Annotated in this window: 14 protein-coding genes and 1 tRNA gene; 9 read left to right on the plus strand and 6 right to left on the minus strand. The window is 73.8% G+C overall.

Features of this window, described 5'->3' with window-relative positions; translation table 11 throughout:
- Positions 1–276 precede the first annotated feature (276 nt).
- From ABD299_RS12765 to ABD299_RS12775, 3 genes are all read left to right on the plus strand, one after another.
- A tRNA-Leu gene (locus ABD299_RS12765) sits at positions 277–361 on the plus strand.
- A gap of 213 nt (positions 362–574) precedes the next feature.
- Positions 575–1435 carry a Bax inhibitor-1/YccA family protein gene (locus tag ABD299_RS12770; protein ID WP_344261645.1) on the plus strand — a complete coding sequence of 287 codons (861 nt, stop codon included), beginning with the start codon at positions 575–577 and terminating at the stop codon, positions 1433–1435.
- 106 nt (positions 1436–1541) lie between these two features.
- Positions 1542–1850 carry a hypothetical protein gene (locus tag ABD299_RS12775; RefSeq protein ID WP_344261647.1) on the plus strand — a complete coding sequence of 103 codons (309 nt, stop codon included), beginning with the start codon at positions 1542–1544 and terminating at the stop codon, positions 1848–1850.
- A gap of 42 nt (positions 1851–1892) precedes the next feature.
- On the opposite strand, the gene ABD299_RS12780 is transcribed toward ABD299_RS12775, so the two are convergent.
- From ABD299_RS12780 to ABD299_RS12790, 3 genes are all read right to left on the minus strand, one after another.
- On the minus strand, positions 1893–2777 hold the full coding sequence (locus ABD299_RS12780; RefSeq protein ID WP_344261649.1) for a hypothetical protein: 885 nt from the start codon (positions 2775–2777) through the stop codon (positions 1893–1895).
- Between the two features lie 261 nt (positions 2778–3038).
- Positions 3039–4259 (minus strand): acetyl-CoA C-acetyltransferase, encoded by a 1221-nt coding sequence (locus ABD299_RS12785; RefSeq protein ID WP_344261651.1) that lies wholly within the window; start codon positions 4257–4259, stop codon positions 3039–3041.
- A 78-nt stretch (positions 4260–4337) separates the two neighbouring features.
- A complete protein-coding gene (locus tag ABD299_RS12790) occupies positions 4338–5411 on the minus strand; it encodes an SGNH/GDSL hydrolase family protein (protein ID WP_344261653.1) in 1074 nt (357 codons plus the stop codon).
- A 180-nt stretch (positions 5412–5591) separates the two neighbouring features.
- Between ABD299_RS12790 and ABD299_RS12795 the strand changes: the two genes are divergently transcribed.
- Complete coding sequence (locus ABD299_RS12795) at positions 5592–6974, plus strand: cystathionine beta-synthase (protein ID WP_344261655.1); 1383 nt, start codon at positions 5592–5594, stop codon at positions 6972–6974.
- 283 nt (positions 6975–7257) lie between these two features.
- Here ABD299_RS12795 and ABD299_RS12800 read toward each other — a convergent pair whose 3' ends face one another.
- Entirely contained in the window at positions 7258–7695 is a 438-nt protein-coding gene (locus ABD299_RS12800) for a hypothetical protein (RefSeq protein WP_344261658.1), read from the minus strand.
- 76 nt (positions 7696–7771) lie between these two features.
- On the opposite strand from ABD299_RS12800, the gene ABD299_RS12805 reads away from it, so the two are divergent.
- Positions 7772–8638: a MurR/RpiR family transcriptional regulator gene (locus ABD299_RS12805; protein ID WP_344261660.1), complete on the plus strand. Its 867-nt coding sequence runs from the start codon at positions 7772–7774 to the stop codon at positions 8636–8638.
- A 6-nt stretch (positions 8639–8644) separates the two neighbouring features.
- Here ABD299_RS12805 and ABD299_RS12810 read toward each other — a convergent pair whose 3' ends face one another.
- Positions 8645–9952, minus strand: a complete 1308-nt coding sequence (locus ABD299_RS12810) for a type III PLP-dependent enzyme domain-containing protein (RefSeq protein ID WP_344261662.1) — start codon at positions 9950–9952, stop codon at positions 8645–8647.
- A gap of 106 nt (positions 9953–10058) precedes the next feature.
- Here ABD299_RS12810 and hutU point away from each other — a divergent pair, with 106 nt between their 5' ends.
- The 4 genes from hutU to hutI are packed head-to-tail and all read left to right on the plus strand — an operon-like array spanning position 10059 to position 15592.
- On the plus strand, positions 10059–11726 hold the full coding sequence (hutU, locus tag ABD299_RS12815) for a urocanate hydratase (RefSeq protein ID WP_344261664.1): 1668 nt from the start codon (positions 10059–10061) through the stop codon (positions 11724–11726).
- Positions 11726–12946 carry an allantoate amidohydrolase gene (locus ABD299_RS12820; RefSeq protein WP_344261666.1) on the plus strand — a complete coding sequence of 407 codons (1221 nt, stop codon included), beginning with the start codon at positions 11726–11728 and terminating at the stop codon, positions 12944–12946. The genes hutU and ABD299_RS12820 overlap by 1 nt, the downstream gene beginning before the upstream one ends.
- On the plus strand, positions 12943–14355 hold the full coding sequence (locus ABD299_RS12825; RefSeq protein ID WP_425581323.1) for a formimidoylglutamate deiminase: 1413 nt from the start codon (positions 12943–12945) through the stop codon (positions 14353–14355). Before ABD299_RS12820 ends, ABD299_RS12825 begins: the two co-directional genes overlap by 4 nt.
- A 52-nt stretch (positions 14356–14407) precedes the next feature.
- On the plus strand, positions 14408–15592 hold the full coding sequence (gene hutI / locus ABD299_RS12830) for an imidazolonepropionase (protein WP_344261668.1): 1185 nt from the start codon (positions 14408–14410) through the stop codon (positions 15590–15592).
- Positions 15593–15626: 34 nt separating this feature from the next.
- On the opposite strand, the gene ABD299_RS12835 is transcribed toward hutI, so the two are convergent.
- Entirely contained in the window at positions 15627–16286 is a 660-nt protein-coding gene (locus tag ABD299_RS12835; protein WP_344261670.1) for an MOSC domain-containing protein, read from the minus strand.
- Between the last annotated feature and the right edge of the window lie 162 nt (positions 16287–16448).

Genomic DNA, 16448 nt, shown 5'->3' on the forward strand with positions numbered 1-16448 from the left:
TCTTCCGGCCCGGTCCGGGGCCCGGACGGCGACAGGGGCCGGTGGCCGGGGCGGGGTGGCCAGGGCCCGGGGTGGGGCAAGAACGCGTCATTTCTGTGCTCTCCCGGCTACCGGCTGCAAGCCCCCCGCCGGGCGGAAGGCGCCCGGAAGCCGCCCCAGGGGCTCATAAAATCAGACAACTCCCTTGTGGAGCACGGGTGTTCGGCTGGCTGCCCCGGTTAAGCTCGGAACGCTCCCAGGGGCGCACCGCGCCCGCTACGGCCAGGGAACTTCTGTGCCCGGATGGTGGAACGCAGACACGGCGAGCTTAAAACTCGCTGGCCTTAGGGCCGTGCCGGTTCAAGTCCGGCTCCGGGCACCACCCGCCGTCCGTCCCCGGGCCCTCGCGCCGGCCCCTCGCGCCGGGCGCCGTCCCGCCGCCATGGAGGTCCGGCGGCCACGTGGAGCGATTCCGCTGAGTAGCGGAACGAACACGCCCCTTTTCCACGTTGTTACCAGTGCACTACCGTGCGGTCTTTGCTAACACATTACTCTGGAGCTCAAAGGCCGTGCCGTGCGGCCATGGAGGAGTGAGATGAGGAGCAGCAACCCGGTCTTCACGCGTCGGGGGTTCAGTCGGGACGGCGGCTACGCCGGCTTCAACGCCGGGCCGCAGCCGCAGACCGGGACTCCGTACGCGGGCAGCCCGAACAACCCGTACGCGCAGCCAGGCAACCCGTACGCGCAGCCGCAGGTCGGCCCCGACGGCAGCATGATGCCGCCCGGTGCCCCGGCCGGCGCCGGTGTGATGACGATCGACAGTGTCGTCCAGCGCACCGCCATCACGCTGGGCACCGTGGTCGCCACCGCGGCGGTCGCCTGGATCATGGACCTGCCCCTGGGCATCGGCATCCTGTGCGCCCTGGTGGGCATGGGCCTGGCGCTGTGGCAGTCGTTCAAGCGCGAGCCCTCGCCTGCGCTGATCCTGTCCTACGCCGCCGTCGAGGGTGTCTTCCTCGGCGTCATCAGCAACTACATCAACCAGTTCGCGCCCGGCGCGGCGATGCAGGCGGTACTGGGCACGATGGCGGTCTTCGCCGGTGTGCTCTTCATGTACAAGCAGCGCATCATCCGGGTGAACGCCCGGTTCACGAAGTTCGTGATGGCGGCCGCCATCGGCTTCGTGCTGCTGATGGCCGTGAACATGATCGTCGCCCTGATCGGCGGCGGTGACGGTCTGGGCCTGCGCTCCGGTGGTCTGGGCATCTTGTTCGGCGTCATCGGCATCATCCTGGGCGCCTGCTTCCTGGCGCTGGACTTCAAGATGGTCGAGGACGGTGTCGCCTACGGTGCGCCGGAGAAGGAGGCCTGGCTGGCCGCCTTCGGTCTGACCCTCACCCTGGTGTGGATCTACCTGGAGTTCCTGCGGCTCATCGCGATTCTCCAGGGCGACTGACGCCCGGACGTCACCGAGCAGCCACGAGGGCCCCGCGGGCAGCGTTCTCCGCGGGGCCCTCGGCTGTGCGCGGGCGGGGAAAAGGGCTGTGCGTATGCTCGGCGGCATGGACGGGATCAGCGCGCTGGACGACGCCGTGGACGCCCTCGCCGACCGGCTGCGCAGGCTCCCGGAGAGCACCCTGCGCGCGGGGGCGGGCGCGGCCGGGCTGCGCTGCGCGCGCGAACTCGCCCGGCGGGCCCAGCTGCTGGAGCGGCCCGGCCGGGAGCCGGCCGTCATGCCGGATGCGGGCATGTTCGCCGTGGGGGACCAGGTCGCGGTGGCCGGGCACGATCTGGCCGACGCGCTGCGCGCGATGCCCGGTGCGGACGCGGAACTGCGGGAGGCCCTGGCGCTGGTGCGCTCCGTCCGCTGATGCCGGGCCGCGCCGCGTCGGTGAACGCGGGCGGGCCCGCGTTCACAGCGAGGTGACGACCCGGTCGGCCAGCAGGTAGAGGCTGTCGCTTCCGCAGGAGAACGTCAGCGCGTAGCCGCCGGAAACGCCCGAACCGCCCAGCAGGACCGGCGGCGTGCCGTCCCGGACCGCCTCCGCCAGGCGTTCGGCGGTCCTGTGGTGCCCGGGGGTGAGGCAGACGGTGGTGCCGTCGGCGAACAGGTAGACGTCCAGGGTGCCCAGCGGGCCGGGACGGACATCGGCCAGCGGCGTGCGGGCCTCGGCGAGCCGGGACAGCTGCTCGGTGACGCGCCGCACTTCCTCCGCGGTGGCCATGTCCGGGGCCCCGGGGCGGTCCGCCGGGGTGCCGGAGAGAGTGAAGCCCGGGTGGGAGGGGTGGCGGCGCCGGGCGGCCGCCAGTTCGGCGGACTCGCCGTCGTCGGCGGAGTCGTCGGTGTCCCGGAGCGGGCCCTGCTGCCGGGGGACGAAGACCGAGCTGTCGCGCGGGTCACGGTCCCCGGACGCGTCCGGGTCCTGCTCGGAGGTCAGGTACTCCTCCAGGAGCGCGTCGAGCAGTGCGTCGTCGTCCTCGGCGGCGTCGTAGGCACCCGTGCCCCGAAGCTGCCGGGCGTCCTGATCCGCCCAGAAGGCACGGGCCTCCGCCAGTTCGCGTTCGCGTTCCTCGGCGAGGGCTTCGGCGACGGCGATGCGGATCTCCTCGGCGCCCGGGGCGGGCCGGGGAGCAGGCAGCACGGGGGGGCCGGGAACGGTCCGGTCCAGGCCGGCCCGCAGGGCCGCGACCTCCGTACGCAGGCCGCGGGCCGCGTACAGGGCGGCGGCTCCCAGGCACACGGAGACGCCTCCCGCGACCAGCGCGGTGACCAGCAGGATGAGGGGTATGGCGCTCACGGACGATCTCCCAGTAGCTGTCGGTCCCCTGCCTTCCTATCTCAGCTTTCCGCAGCGATGCCACGGGCGGGAGTGCAAAACGTCATGAAATGAGGGGGCCATTGGTCCCAGGGGTACGCCCCGCACCCTTCTGACCTGGAAGGATGCGGGGCGCCTGGGGCTGGGTCACATCACGGGGGCGCTTCGGTATCGCTGGTGTATACACGGGGGTACCGCGGGTGCCCCGGCGTGGCGGCGGGCGCCGTCACGCATGCCCGCCGGTCAGCTCAGGCGTTCGATGACCATGGCCATGCCCTGGCCGCCGCCGACGCACATCGTCTCCAGGCCGAACTGCTTGTCGTGCCACTGCAGCGAGTTGATGAGGGTGGTGGTGATGCGGGCGCCGGTCATGCCGAAGGGGTGGCCCACCGCGATGGCGCCGCCGTTCACGTTCAGGCGGTCGAGGTCGATGCCCAGGTCGCGGTAGGAGGGGATCACCTGGGCGGCGAACGCCTCATTGATCTCCACCAGGTCGATGTCGCCGATCGACAGTCCGGCCAGCGCCAGTGCCCGCTTGGACGCCTCGACCGGGCCGTAGCCCATGATCTCGGGGGAGAGCCCGGACACGCCGGTGGACACGATGCGGGCCAGCGGGGTGAGGCCGAGTTCGCGCGCCTTGGTGTCCGACATGATGACCAGGGCGGCGGCGCCGTCGTTGAGCGGGCAGCAGTTGCCGGCGGTGACGCGCCCGTCGGGGCGGAAGACGGGCTTGAGGCCCTGGACACCCTCCAGAGTGACGCCCGCGCGCGGGCCGTCGTCGGCGCTGACCGTGGTGCCGTCGGGGGTGGTGACGGGGGTGATCTCGCGCTGCCAGAAGCCGTCGGCGATGGCCTTCTCGGCCAGGTTCTGGGAGCGGACGCCGAACTCGTCCATCTCCTGGCGGCTCACGCCCTTGAGCCGGGCCAGGTTCTCGGCGGTCTGGCCCATTGCGATGTAGACGTCCGGCAGCAGACCGTCCTCGCGGGGGTCGCGCCACTCGTCGCCACCCTGCTCGGCCCGCTGCGCCGTGCGCGCCTCGGCGTCGGCGAAGAGCGGGTTGTGGGTGCCGGGCAGGCCGTCGGAGGTGCCGTTGACGCTGCGCGAGACGGTCTCCACACCGGCGGAGATGAACACGTCGCCCTCGCCCGCCTTGATGGCGTGCAGCGCCATCCGGGTGGTCTGCAGGGAGGAGGAGCAGTACCGGGTGATGGTGCAGCCCGGCAGGTGGTCCATGCCCAGCTGCACGGCGACGATGCGGCCGAGGTTGTGGCCCTGCTCGCCCCCGGGCGTGCCGCAGCCCAGCATCAGGTCGTCGATGTCGGCCGGGTCCAGCTCGGGGACCTTGTCGAGTGCGGCCCGGACGATCCCGGTGGTGAGGTCGTCGGGACGGACATCCTTCAGCGAGCCCTTGAAGGCGCGGCCGATCGGCGAACGGGCGGTGGAGACGATCACTGCTTCGGGCATGAGGGTCACTCCCGGGAGGTCTGCGGACAACGGTGCGCGGCGGCTCCGCGCGGAAGCGCCGGGGCCCGCGCCGCCCCCTCAGCCGTGCGGTCCGGGGGCCGGTTCCCCGGACGGCGGTCCGGTTCCGGCCGCCGCCTCGGGGTGTCTAAGCGCTTGCTCAGGCTCTTCTTCCGTCAGTCTACGCCTCCGCCGGTGTTTGAGGAGGGCCCAGGGCGCCCTGCGCGCGGCCGTGGCCGCTGTGACTTCCGTCCCGCTCTCCGCGGCAGCGGCGGCGGCCGCGTCCTCGACCGGCAGGATGCTCTCCCGGCGCGAGGTGTCCACCCGCTCGCCGTCCTCCGGCCACACCCCCAGGGCGGCACACAGCGTCGGCAGGATCGCCATGGCCGCGGTGGCGTACCCCTCCGCGGAGGGGTGGTAGCGGTCCGGGCCGAACATCTCCCGCGGATTGGCGGCGAACTCCGGGCCCAGCAGGTCGCCGAGCGAGACGGTGCGCCCGCCCAGCTCCACCACGGCGATGGTCTGCGCGGCGGCGAGCTGCCGGGACAGCCGGCGGGCGATCCAGCGCAGCGGCTGCACCACCGGTTCCACCGAGCCGAGGTCCGGGCAGGTGCCGACGACCACCAGGCAGCCGGCGGTCCGCAGCCGGGCCACGGCCTCCGAGAGGTACTGCACCGAGCGCGCCATCGGGACCCGTCCGGTGATGTCGTTCGCACCGATCATGATGACGCAGATGTCCGGCGCAGGCGCGGGCCGCGGCTCCGCCAGCAGCATCGAGACCTGCCGTTCCAGGTCGTCGGACTGGGCGCCGGACAGCGCGACGTTCCGCAGCAGCACCGGACGCTCGGAGACCGCCGCCAGGCCCGAGGCCAGCAGTGCCCCGGGGGTCTGGGCGGCCCGGTGGACCCCCAGGCCGGCGGCCGTGGAGTCGCCGAGGAACGCCAGCCGCCACGGCGGGCCGTGGCGGGCGGCCAGGGCGGCACCGTAGAGTCCGTCGGCGACCGGGGGCTCGTCGGTGGAGACCGGGATCTGCCGGCGGGCGAGCTGCATCTCGGTGAGCAGCAGCCCGACCGCGACCCCGCCCAGGATCCCCAGGCCGCCGCTGCCGTACGCGGCGGCCGTCGCGATCCTGCGAGCCACTCTCGCCGTCGACATGTGGTCGTCCCGCCTCCCTCGGTTTCGCTCGTGTGCACTGCTGCCCAGCCGATGCCCGTTCGCAACGCGCGTCAACCCGTCCGCCGTTGGAGGGGCTCCGACGGGCCCCGCGGAGACCGCCCGGGCCCTAGAGTTGCTGCCAGTGGGTGGAGAACCCGTCCCGGACCTGCGGAGACCACAGTGCAGTATCACGAGTCGATGATCGACCTTGTCGGCAACACTCCGTTGCTCAAGCTGACCAGCGTGACAGCGGGCATCGAGGCCACCGTGCTGGCCAAAGTGGAGTACTTCAACCCCGGCGGATCGGTCAAGGACCGGATCGCCCTGCGGATGATCGAGTCCGCCGAACGCTCCGGGGAGCTGCGGCCCGGCGGGGTGATCGTGGAGCCGACCTCGGGCAACACCGGGGTGGGGCTGGCGATCGTCGCCCAGCAAAAGGGCTACCGCTGCGTCTTCGTCTGCCCGGACAAGGTGTCCACGGACAAGATCAACACGCTGCGGGCGTACGGTGCCGAGGTCGTGGTCTGCCCCACCGCGGTGGACCCCGAGCACCCGGACTCCTACTACAACGTGTCGGACCGGCTGGTGCGGGAGACCCCCGGCGCCTGGAAGCCCGACCAGTACAGCAACCCGGACAACCCGCGCTCCCACTACGAGACCACGGGACCGGAGCTGTGGAAGCAGACGGAGGGCCGCATCACGCACTTCGTGGCGGGTGTCGGCACCGGCGGCACGATCAGCGGTACCGGCCGCTATCTGAAGGAGGCCAGTGAGGGCCGGGTGCGGGTGATCGGGGCCGACCCGGAGGGCTCGGTCTATTCCGGGGGCTCCGGCCGGCCCTATCTCGTCGAGGGGGTGGGCGAGGACTTCTGGCCGGACGCCTACGACCGGGACATCGCCGACGAGATCGTCGCCGTCTCCGACAAGGACTCCTTCCGGATGACCCGGCGGCTGGCCCGCGAGGAGGGACTCCTGGTCGGCGGCTCCTGCGGCATGGCGGTGGTGGCCGCCCTGGAGGTCGCCCGGCGCCTCGGCCCCGACGACGTCGTGGTGGTGCTGCTGCCGGACGGCGGACGCGGCTACCTCAGCAAGATCTTCAATGACGAGTGGATGGCCGACTACGGCTTCCTGGAGGGCGGCGAGCCGCAGACCAGAGTGGCGGACGTGCTGCGGCGCAAGGAGGGCGGGCTGCCCTCGCTGGTCCACATGCACCCGGAGGAGACCGTCGGCCAGGCCATCGACGTGCTCCGGGAGTACGGCGTCTCGCAGATGCCGATCGTCAAGCCCGGCGCCGGTCACCCGGACGTGATGGCGGCCGAGGTCGTCGGCTCGGTGGTGGAGCGCGAGCTGCTGGACGCGCTGTTCGCCCAGCGTGCCGCGCTGAACGACCCGCTGGAGAAGCACATGAGCCGCCCCCTGCCGCACGTCGGCTCCGGCGAACCGCTCTCCGACCTGATGGCGGTGCTCCAGGAGGCGGACGCCGCCGTCGTGCTGGTCGAGGGCAAGCCGACCGGAGTCGTCAGCCGCCAGGACCTGCTCGCCTTCCTCGCCCGGACCACCTGAGGAGGCCCGGACCGCGGTGCTCCCCCGCCCGGGCGTCCGGTGGCCGGGGGAGCGTGCTCCGGAAAACGAACCCGGGCCGTCATGGCGGGGCAATGCCTGGTTAACACCGGTACGGCAGAGTTCTGGATGTCGGCGCCAAGGACCTCCGGAGCGGCTCCCGGACCTCCCTGGACGCCAGGACGCCGGGCCCCGCGGGCCCGTGTCCGCGCGGGGACCGCCGTCGTCCCGCCCTCGGCTCACGCCGGGGTGCGGCGGTCCCCGCCCATCTCCTGCCCGCGGCAGGTCAGTCCGCGTCCGTGCCGGCGTTCCGTCCCGGACGCAGCGCGCCGGTCACCACCGCGTAGCAGGCGTTCACCCCGACGATGCCGCCCCAGCAGATCAGCAGGCCGGGCAGCCCCGCGTTGGCCGCGGCGATCGCGGACAGCGGAATGGCCATCATCAAGGACAGTGCCGCCAGGCCGAAGGCGGGCCCCGGACCGTTCGAGCCATTGCCCCGGGGCCGGCCCCGGGCCGTCCTGCCGGGGGCCATCTGCTCCTCGGCCAGCCGCCGGCGGACCCGCCGGTCCACGGCGGTGTCGATCCGCCGTTCGACCTTCTCCAGGAACGCGTCCACCAGTTCCGACTCGTATCCCTCCCCCAGTTCCTTGCGGGTCTGCAGGGTGGCCTCCAGGTCGCCCTTGAGCTCGGGGTCGCGGAGCGGGTCGGGATCGCGAGTGTTCATGCCCGAACGCTATGCCGGACACCCCGGCGGGTGCACTGGGGATAACCCCCCGCCCGGGCTGCATAGGATTATGCAGATGCATGAGGCGAGCACGCGGCTGCTGAGACTGTTCGAGGGACACCGGCTGACCCCGACACAGCGGCGGATCGCGCACTGCATGGTGCGCCGGGCGGCCGAGGCCCCCTTCCTGTCCAGCGTGGAGCTCGCCGAGCTGGCCGGGGTGAGCCAGCCGTCGGTGACCCGCTTCGCCGTGGCCCTGGGCTTCGACGGATATCCGGCGCTGCGCCGCCACCTGAGGGAGAGCCTGCGGGAGCCCGGGACGGTCACCGCTGACCGGACGGCGGGGGAGGGCGCGGCGGTGCGCCGGACGGCCAACGCGTATCAGCAGGCGGTGCAGACGGAGATCGACAATCTCCGTCAGCTGTCCGCGCTGCTGGCCGATCCGGCGCCCGTGGAGGAGGCCGGCCGGCTGCTGGCCGCCTCCCGCCCGCTGCCGGTGCTGGGGCTGCGGGCGGCGGCCGCACAGGCCCGCGGGTTCGCCTACTTCGCGGCCAAGGTGCACCCCGACATCCGGCTGCTCGACGAGGGCGGCTCGATGCTGGCCGACCGGATCGAGACCGCCGTGTCCGCCGGGGCGAGCGCGCTGCTGTGCTTCGCGCTGCCCCGGCATCCCCGCGAAACCGCCGACGCGCTCGGCCTCGCCCGCGGGGCCGGCCTGCGGATCGTCACCGTGGCCGACAGCGTCTTCGCCCCGGTGGCCGCCGAGGGCGACCTGCTGCTGCCCGCCGCGGTGAGCACCGCGCTCGCCTTCGACACCGCCTGTGCTCCGATGCTGCTGGGCCGGGTCCTGCTGGAGGCCATGTGCGACGCGCTGCCGGGGGCGCAGGCCAGGCTGGAGAGCTTCGACGCCCGTGCCGCCGACCGCGGACTCTTCCTGGGCTGAGGCGCTTCAGCGGTCGCCGCCGGACTCGGTGATCAGCTCCTCCCAGGTCTGCGGGCGGCGGATGGTGGCGAAGGTGACCGCTCCGTCGTCGGCGACGGAGAAGCCGTGGACGCCCGGCCGCAGCAGCGAGTTGTAGCCGAAGGGCGTGGAGAAGTAGTAGGCACCGGTGTCCAGCAGCGCCACCAGGTCGCCCGGCTCCAGGGCGGGAAGCTCCCGGTCCCGGGCCACCAGGTCGCCGGCGAAGCAGCACGGCCCGGCCACGTCCTGCCGCAGCATGCCGCCGTTCTTCGGCCGGCCGTGCCCGTCGTAGGCGGCGACCCGCAGCGGCCAGGCGTCGGGGGCGAACACCGTGCGTGTCGCCACCTGGGCGCCCGCGTGGGTGATCGCCACCCGACGGCCGCCCGCGTCCTTGGTGTACTCCACCCGGGCCAGCACGGTGCCGGCCTTGGCGAGCAGCGAACGCCCGAACTCGGTGGTCAGCGCGTAGCGGCCGGAGAACAGGCCGGGCACCTCGGAGCGCAGCAGCCGGGCGTACTCGTGGTAGGTGGGGGTGACCAGGTCGCCGGCGAAGTTGACCGGGAGCCCGCCGCCGATGTCGAGGGTGTCGATCTGCTGCCGTCCGGCGGCGGCGTTGATCTCCTCGGCGAGCTCGTGGACCGCGTGCACACCGGCTGCCATCAGCCACAGCGGCACGCCCTGGGAGCCGGTGTGGCAGTGCATCCGGGTGAGCCAGGGCCGGTCCAGATAGGCGCGCACCACCCAGTCGCGAGCCCCTTCGTCCTTGAGTGCCACCCCGAACTTCGACGTGGCGGTGGCGGTGCTCATCGCGTCGATGCTGCCCGCGCCCAGCTGCGGGTTGATCCGCAGCCCCAGCGGGGAGCGTGGCCGCCCGGAGCCGATCAGGGCGTCCAGCCGGGCGAGTTCCTGGGGGTTGTCGGCGTTGAGGGCGATCCCCTGGTCGAGGGCCGCCCGTAGTTCGGTCACGGTCTTGGCGGGGGAGTCCAGCACGATGCGGTCGGGGGCCACGCCGGCCGCGCGGGCCAGTGCCAGCTCACCGGCGCTGGCCACCTCGCACCCGATGCCGAAGCCGTCCAGCAGCCGCAGGACGGGAACGAGGGAGCAGGCCTTCACCGCGAAGGTGTGCAGCACGTGCCGGCCGGACGCGGTCACCTCGTCGAACGCGGCGTGCAGCGCGAGGGCGGCGGTGTGCACGGTCTCGATGTCCAGCAGCGCGACGAGCGGTACATGGTCGTCCAGTAGTTCGCGTTCCACGACGGCTCGCACGGCCAGGTCGCGTCGGATGGTGGATGCCATGAAAGTCAGACAAGCATGCTCCGGCCGGATCGGCACACAGGTTGTTGACTGAAAGTATTCAGTCCGTAGAGTGAGTGAATAGCGATCGTCACAAGGAGGCGGGTCCATGTCCGCACAGCCGGGACCGAGGCCGGTGCGCGCACCGCGCGGGAGCACGATGAGCGCCCGCGGCTGGCCGCAGGAGGCGGCCCTGCGGATGCTCCAGAACAATCTGGACCCCGAGGTCGCCGAGCACCCCGACCGGCTCGTGGTCTACGGCGGCACGGGCAAGGCCGCCCGTGACTGGGGCTCCTTCGACGCCATGGTCCGCACCCTGCGCGACCTGCGCGGGGACGAGACCATGCTGGTGCAGTCCGGCCGCCCGGTGGGCGTGCTCACCACCCATGAGTGGGCTCCCCGGGTTCTCATCGCCAACTCCAACCTGGTCGGGGACTGGGCCACCTGGGAGGAGTTCCGCAGGCTGGAACAGCTGGGGCTGACCATGTACGGCCAGATGACGGCCGGCTCGTGGATCTACATCGGCACCCAGGGCATCCTCCAGGGCACCTACGAGACCTTCGCGGCGGTCGCCGCCAAGCGTTTCGGCGGCTCCCTGGCCGGCACCCTCACCCTCACCGCCGGGCTCGGCGGCATGGGCGGGGCCCAGCCACTGGCCGTGACCATGAACGACGGTGTCGCCCTGTGCGTCGACTGCGACCCGCGCGCCATCTCCCGCCGCATCGAGCACGGCTACCTCGACGTGGGCGCCGACTCCCTGGACGAGGCCCTGCGGCTGGTCACCGAGGCCCGCGACCGGCGCCGCCCGCTGTCCGTGGGCGTGCTGGGCAACGCCGCCGACCTCGTCCCCCGGCTGCTGGCGGCCGGGGCCCCCGTCGACATCGTCACCGACCAGACCAGCGCGCACGACCCGCTGGCCTACCTCCCGCTCGGTGTCGACTTCGACGACATGGCCCGGTACGCCGCCGAGGACCCGGCGGGCTTCACCGAGCGCGCCCGCGAATCCATGGCCCGGCACGTGGAGGCCATGGTCGGCTTCCAGGACGCCGGCGCCGAGGTCTTCGACTACGGCAACTCGCTGCGCGGCGAGGCCCGCGCGGCCGGCTACGAGCGCGCCTTCGACTACCCCGGATTCGTTCCCGCCTACATCAGGCCGCTGTTCTGCGAGGGCAAGGGCCCCTTCCGCTGGGCGGCGCTCAGCGGCGAGGCGAAGGACATCGCCACCACCGACCGCGCCGTCCTCGACCTCTTCCCGGAGAACGAGTCGCTGGCCCGCTGGATCCGGCTGGCCGGGGAACGCGTCCGCTTCCAGGGCCTGCCCGCCCGCATCTGCTGGCTCGGCCAGGGGGAGCGCGACCGGGCCGGGGAGCGCTTCAACGACCTGGTCGCCTCCGGGGAACTGGCCGCCCCGCTGGCCATCGGGCGGGACCACCTGGACTGCGGATCGGTCGCCTCGCCCTACCGCGAGACGGAGGCGATGGCCGACGGCTCGGACGCCATCGCCGACTGGCCGCTGCTGAACGCCATGGTCAACGTCGCCTCCGGGGCGTCGTGGGTCTCCCTCCACCACGGCGGCGGCGTCGGCATGGGCCGCTCGCTGCACGCCGGGCAGGTCACCGTCGCCGACGGCACCCCGCTGGCCGCCGAGAAGATCCGCCGCGTCCTCACCAACGACCCGGCCACCGGCGTCATCCGGCACGTGGACGCCGGCTACCCCCGCGCCGCCGAGGTCGCCGCCGAACGGTCCGTGCGCGTCCCGATGCGCGAGGAGGGCTGATGCCGGCCGGCTTCCACGAGATGTGGCGCGACCTGCTGCCCGTGGGACGCTCCCGGGCCACCGGCGGCTACCGCCGGTACGCCTGGAGCGAGGCCGACGCCGAGTGCCGCGCCTGGTTCCGGGACCAGGCCCTGGCCCGCGGCCTGCACTGCGAGACCGACCGCAACGGCAACCAGTGGGCCTGGTGGGGCGACGCCACCGCGCCCGGCGCCGTCGCCACCGGTTCGCACCTGGACTCCGTGCCGGACGGCGGTGCCTTCGACGGACCGCTCGGCGTGGTCGGTGCCCTCGCGGCGGTGGACGAGCTGCGAGCCCGCGGGCACACCCCCCGGCGGCCGCTGGCCGTGGTGAACTTCGCCGACGAGGAAGGAGCCCGTTTCGGCGTGGCCTGCACCGGCTCCCGGCTGGCCACCGGACAGCTCGCCCCCGAGCGCGCCCGCGCCCTGCGCGACGCGGGCGGGGTCACCCTGGCGCAGGCCATGGAGCGGGCCGGACACGACCCGGACGGGCTGGGACCCGACCCGGAGCGGCTGGAACGGCTCTCCGCCTTCGTCGAGCTGCACATCGAGCAGGGCAGGGCGCTGGCGGACACCCCGCACCCGGTCGGGGTCGCCTCCGCCATCTGGCCGCACGGCCGCTGGCGCTTCGACTTCCACGGCGAGGCCAACCACGCGGGAACCACCCGCCTGGAGGACCGCCGGGACCCCATGCTCACCTATGCCACCACGGTGCTCGCGGCCCGCAAGAAGGCCCGGCTCGCCGGGGCCCTGGCCACCTTCGGCAAGGTCGCCGTCGAACCCAACGGCGTCAACGCCGTCCCCTCCCTGGTGCGCGGCTGGCTCGACTCCCGCGCCCCCGACGAGGAGACCCTCGACGCGGTGGTCGCCCGGATCGGCACCGCCGCCGCCGAGCGCGGCGCCCGCGACGGGGTGCGGGTCGAGATCACCCGGGAGTCCTTCACCCCCCTCGTGGAGTTCGCCCACCGGCTGCGCGACGAGATCGCCGGGCTGCTCGGCGCCCCCGGACAGCCGGCGCCCCAGCTGCCCACCGGCGCGGGACACGACGCAGGTGTCCTCTCCGCGGCCCTCCCGGCCGCCATGCTGTACGTGCGCAACCCCACCGGCGTCTCGCACTCGCCGGCCGAGTCCGCCACCGAGGACGACTGCGCCGCCGGGGTCACCGCGCTCGCCGACGTACTGGAGGAACTGACGTGTCGCTGACCGCACAGACCTACTGGGCCGAGTACGCACTGCTGGACCGTCCGCCCGAAGGCCCCGGGCCCGCCGGGCGTGCCGTCGAGCCCGGGGTCGTCGTCACCACCGGACCCGACGGGACCATCACCGCCCTGCGCACCCGGGTGCCCGGCCCGCCGGTGGGCGCCGTCTCGCTGCGCGGCCTCACCGTCCCCGGCCTCGCCAACGCCCACAGCCACGCCTTCCACCGGGCCTTGCGCGGCGCCGGGGAGGTCCATCTGCACCGCCCCGGACCCGGCGGCAGCGGCCCGGCGGCCGGCGGCTCCTTCTGGAGCTGGCGCGACACCATGTACGAGGTGGCCGGCCATCTCGACCCCGACACGTACTTCTCCCTCGCCCGTGCCGTCTACGCAGAGATGGCGCTGGCCGGCATCACCTGCGCCGGTGAGTTCCACTACCTGCACCACGCGCCCGGCGGCAGCCGCTACGCCGACCCCAACGCCATGGGCGAGGCACTGGCCGCCGCGGCGGCCGAGGCGGGTATCCGGCTGACCCTGCTGGACACCTGCTACCTCACCTCAGGGTTCGGCACCGGCCCCACCGTGCCGCAGCTGCGCTTCTCCGACGGCACCGCCGACGCCTGGGCCGAGCGCGCCGGTGCCCTGCGGGACGGGCCGAGGCTGCGCACCGGCGCGGCCGTCCACTCGGTCCGCGCCGTCCCCGCCGAGGCGCTGTCCACCGTCGCGCACTGGGCGCGCGAGCGGGGGGCACCGCTGCACGTCCACCTCTCGGAGCAGCCGGCCGAGAACGACGCCTGCCGTGAGGCCCACGGCCGCACCCCCACGCGGCTGCTCGCCGATCACGGGGTGCTCGGCCCGGGCACCACCGCCGTCCACGCGACCCACCTCACCGGCGAGGACATCGCGCTGCTCGGGGAGAGCGGCACCGGCGTGTGCCTGTGCCCCACCACCGAACGCGACCTGGCCGACGGCATCGGCCCGGCCGGCCGGCTCCGGCAGGCGGGCGTCGCGCTCAGCCTGGGCAGCGACAGCCACGCCGTCATCGACCTGCTGGAGGAGGCCCGGGCCGTGGAGATGCACGAACGGCTGACCACCGGGCGGCGCGGCCACTTCACCGCCACCGAACTGCTGGCAGCCGCCTCCGGCAACGGTCACGCCGCGCTCGGATGGCCCGAGGCCGGCCGGCTGGAGACCGGTGCGGCCGCCGACTTCACCACCGTCGCGCTGGACACCGTGCGCACCGCCGGCCCCCCGGCCGCGCTCGCCGCGGAGACCGTCGTCTTCGCCGCGGGTGCCGCCGACATCCGTGACACGGTGGTAGCCGGACGGCACATCGTGCGGGACGGCACCCACCAGCTGGTGCCCGACGTCCCCGGCGCCCTGGCCGCCGCCGTCGCGGCCGTCCGCGGCCGGTGACCTGTCCCCGCACGGCACCCGCGGAGAGCACACGAGGAGCAGCTCACCCGTCATGACGACCACCGCCATCACCAACATCGGCTGCCTGGTCACCAACGACCCGGCGCTGGGCGACGGCCCGCTCGGGCAGATCCGCGACGCGGCCCTCGTCATCGAGGGCACCACGGTCGCCTGGGCGGGGCCCTCGGCCGCCGCGCCCGCCGCCGACCGCGGGCTGGACGCCGGCGGCCGGGCCGCTGTCCCCGGGTTCGTCGACTCCCACTCCCACCTGCTGTTCGCCGGTGACCGCACCGAGGAGTTCAACGCCCGCATGAGCGGGCGCCCCTACTCCGCCGGAGGAATCCGGACCACGGTGGCGGCCACCCGGCAGGCCGGGGACCGCGAACTGACCGCCACTCTCACCCGCCACCTGGCGGAGATGCTCCGCCAGGGCACCACCACCGTGGAGACCAAGTCCGGCTACGGGCTGACCGTCGAGGACGAGGCCCGGGCGCTGCGGATCGCCGCCCGCCACACCGCGGAGGTCACCTACCTGGGGGCCCACATCGTCGCCCCGGAGTACGCCGGTGACCCGGACGGCTACGTGGCCCGGGTCACCGGCCCGATGCTGGACGCCTGCGCGCCGCACGCCCGCTGGATCGATGTCTTCTGCGAGCAGGGAGCCTTCGACGGGGACCAGGCGCGCGCGGTGCTGACCGCCGGCCGGGCGCGGGGCCTGGTGCCCCGGGTCCACGCCAACCAGCTCACGTACGGCCCCGGTGTGCGGCTCGCCGTCGAACTGGAGGCGGCCTCCGCCGACCACTGCACGCACCTCACCGACGCCGACGTCGACGCCCTCGCCCAGGGGCGGACGGTCGCCACCCTGCTTCCCGGCTGCGAGTTCTCCACCCGTGCCCGGTATCCGGACGCCCGGCGGCTGCTGGACGCCGGGGCGGTCGTCGCGCTGTCCACCGACTGCAACCCCGGTTCGTCCTTCACCAGTTCGATGCCGTTCTGCATGGCGGTCGCCGTCCGGGAGATGGGCATGACGCCGGACGAGGCCCTGTGGTCGGCCACCGCGGGGGGTGCCGCCGCGCTGCGCCGCACCGACATCGGCCGGCTGTCCCCGGGGGCCCGGGCCGACCTGGTGCTGCTGGACGCCCCGTCACCCGTTCATCTCGTCTACCGTCCCGGTGTTCCGCTGGTCACGGATGTCTGGCGGAGCGGTGAACGGCTGGTCCGGTCGCCCGGAGGCTGAGGGCGTCCCCGGTGGCCGGGGGAGCACGTGGGGGTCAGGACGCCGCGGCGGCCCACCGGCGGGCCAGTGCCAGTTCCTCGGCGCCCAGCGCCTCGCCGGCGGCGATGACCCGGGGCCGCAGCCCGGTGGCGCCGGTGACGGCACGGAACACGAACTCCACCGACACCTCGTGGCCCGGCCGTTCCACGACCTCCACGAGGTCCCCGGCCCGGACCGTGCCGGGTTCGAGGACGCGCAGGTACACCCCGGGGGCGCCGGCCTGCGTGAAGCGCTTGACCCAGTGCCGCTCCTCCAGCCAGGCGGCGAACGTGCGGCAGGGGATGCGCGGTGAGGTGGCCTCCAGCAGAAGAGTGCCGCCGATCCGCCAGCGTTCACCGATGCGGACGTCGCTGACGGCGATGCCCCCGGTGGTCAGGTTCTCCCCGAAGATCCCGTTGGCCAGGGGGCGGCCCAGCTCGTTCTCCCAGCGGTCCAGATCCTCCCGGGCGTAGGCGTAGACGGCTTTGTCGGGCCCGCCGTGGAACGCGGGATCCCCGATCAGGTCTCCGGCCAGCCCGCTGCGCCCGCCGGACGCGGGAGCGGTGACGGTCACCGGCCCGTCGGCGGGCCGCTTGTCGATGCCGGTCAGTCCGCCCTCGGCGCTGGTGTGAGGAGTGGTGAACGGGTGGGCCAGGTTCACGGAGAGGACTCGCATGGCGGTCAGCGTAGCCACGGTCCGGCGAGGGCCCGCGGGCCGTTCCGGTGCCCGGACGGCCGACCGCGGACGCGCTCTCGCGCCGGGCCCGGGGGCCGGTGCCGTGCCCGCGCGTCGCGCGGCGGCACGGTGCGCCGGGCGCCGCCTGCCGGCGCTCGACGC

Source organism: Streptomyces sodiiphilus (assembly GCF_039529215.1).
GTDB lineage: Bacteria > Actinomycetota > Actinomycetes > Streptomycetales > Streptomycetaceae > Streptomyces > Streptomyces sodiiphilus.

Bases quoted from the DNA above. Each gene is read 5' to 3' on its own strand.
- ABD299_RS12770 (WP_344261645.1), top strand. From the start codon at position 575: ATGAGGAGCAGCAACCCGGTCTTCACGCGTCGGGGGTTCAGTCGGGAC.
- ABD299_RS12775 (WP_344261647.1), top strand. From the start codon at position 1,542: ATGGACGGGATCAGCGCGCTGGACGACGCCGTGGACGCCCTCGCCGAC.
- ABD299_RS12785 (WP_344261651.1), bottom strand. From the start codon at position 4,259: ATGCCCGAAGCAGTGATCGTCTCCACCGCCCGTTCGCCGATCGGCCGC.
- ABD299_RS12790 (WP_344261653.1), bottom strand. From the start codon at position 5,411: ATGTCGACGGCGAGAGTGGCTCGCAGGATCGCGACGGCCGCCGCGTAC.
- ABD299_RS12800 (WP_344261658.1), bottom strand. From the start codon at position 7,695: ATGAACACTCGCGATCCCGACCCGCTCCGCGACCCCGAGCTCAAGGGC.
- ABD299_RS12805 (WP_344261660.1), top strand. From the start codon at position 7,772: ATGCATGAGGCGAGCACGCGGCTGCTGAGACTGTTCGAGGGACACCGG.
- ABD299_RS12810 (WP_344261662.1), bottom strand. From the start codon at position 9,952: ATGGCATCCACCATCCGACGCGACCTGGCCGTGCGAGCCGTCGTGGAA.
- hutU (WP_344261664.1), top strand. From the start codon at position 10,059: ATGTCCGCACAGCCGGGACCGAGGCCGGTGCGCGCACCGCGCGGGAGC.
- ABD299_RS12820 (WP_344261666.1), top strand. From the start codon at position 11,726: ATGCCGGCCGGCTTCCACGAGATGTGGCGCGACCTGCTGCCCGTGGGA.
- hutI (WP_344261668.1), top strand. From the start codon at position 14,408: ATGACGACCACCGCCATCACCAACATCGGCTGCCTGGTCACCAACGAC.
- ABD299_RS12835 (WP_344261670.1), bottom strand. From the start codon at position 16,286: ATGCGAGTCCTCTCCGTGAACCTGGCCCACCCGTTCACCACTCCTCAC.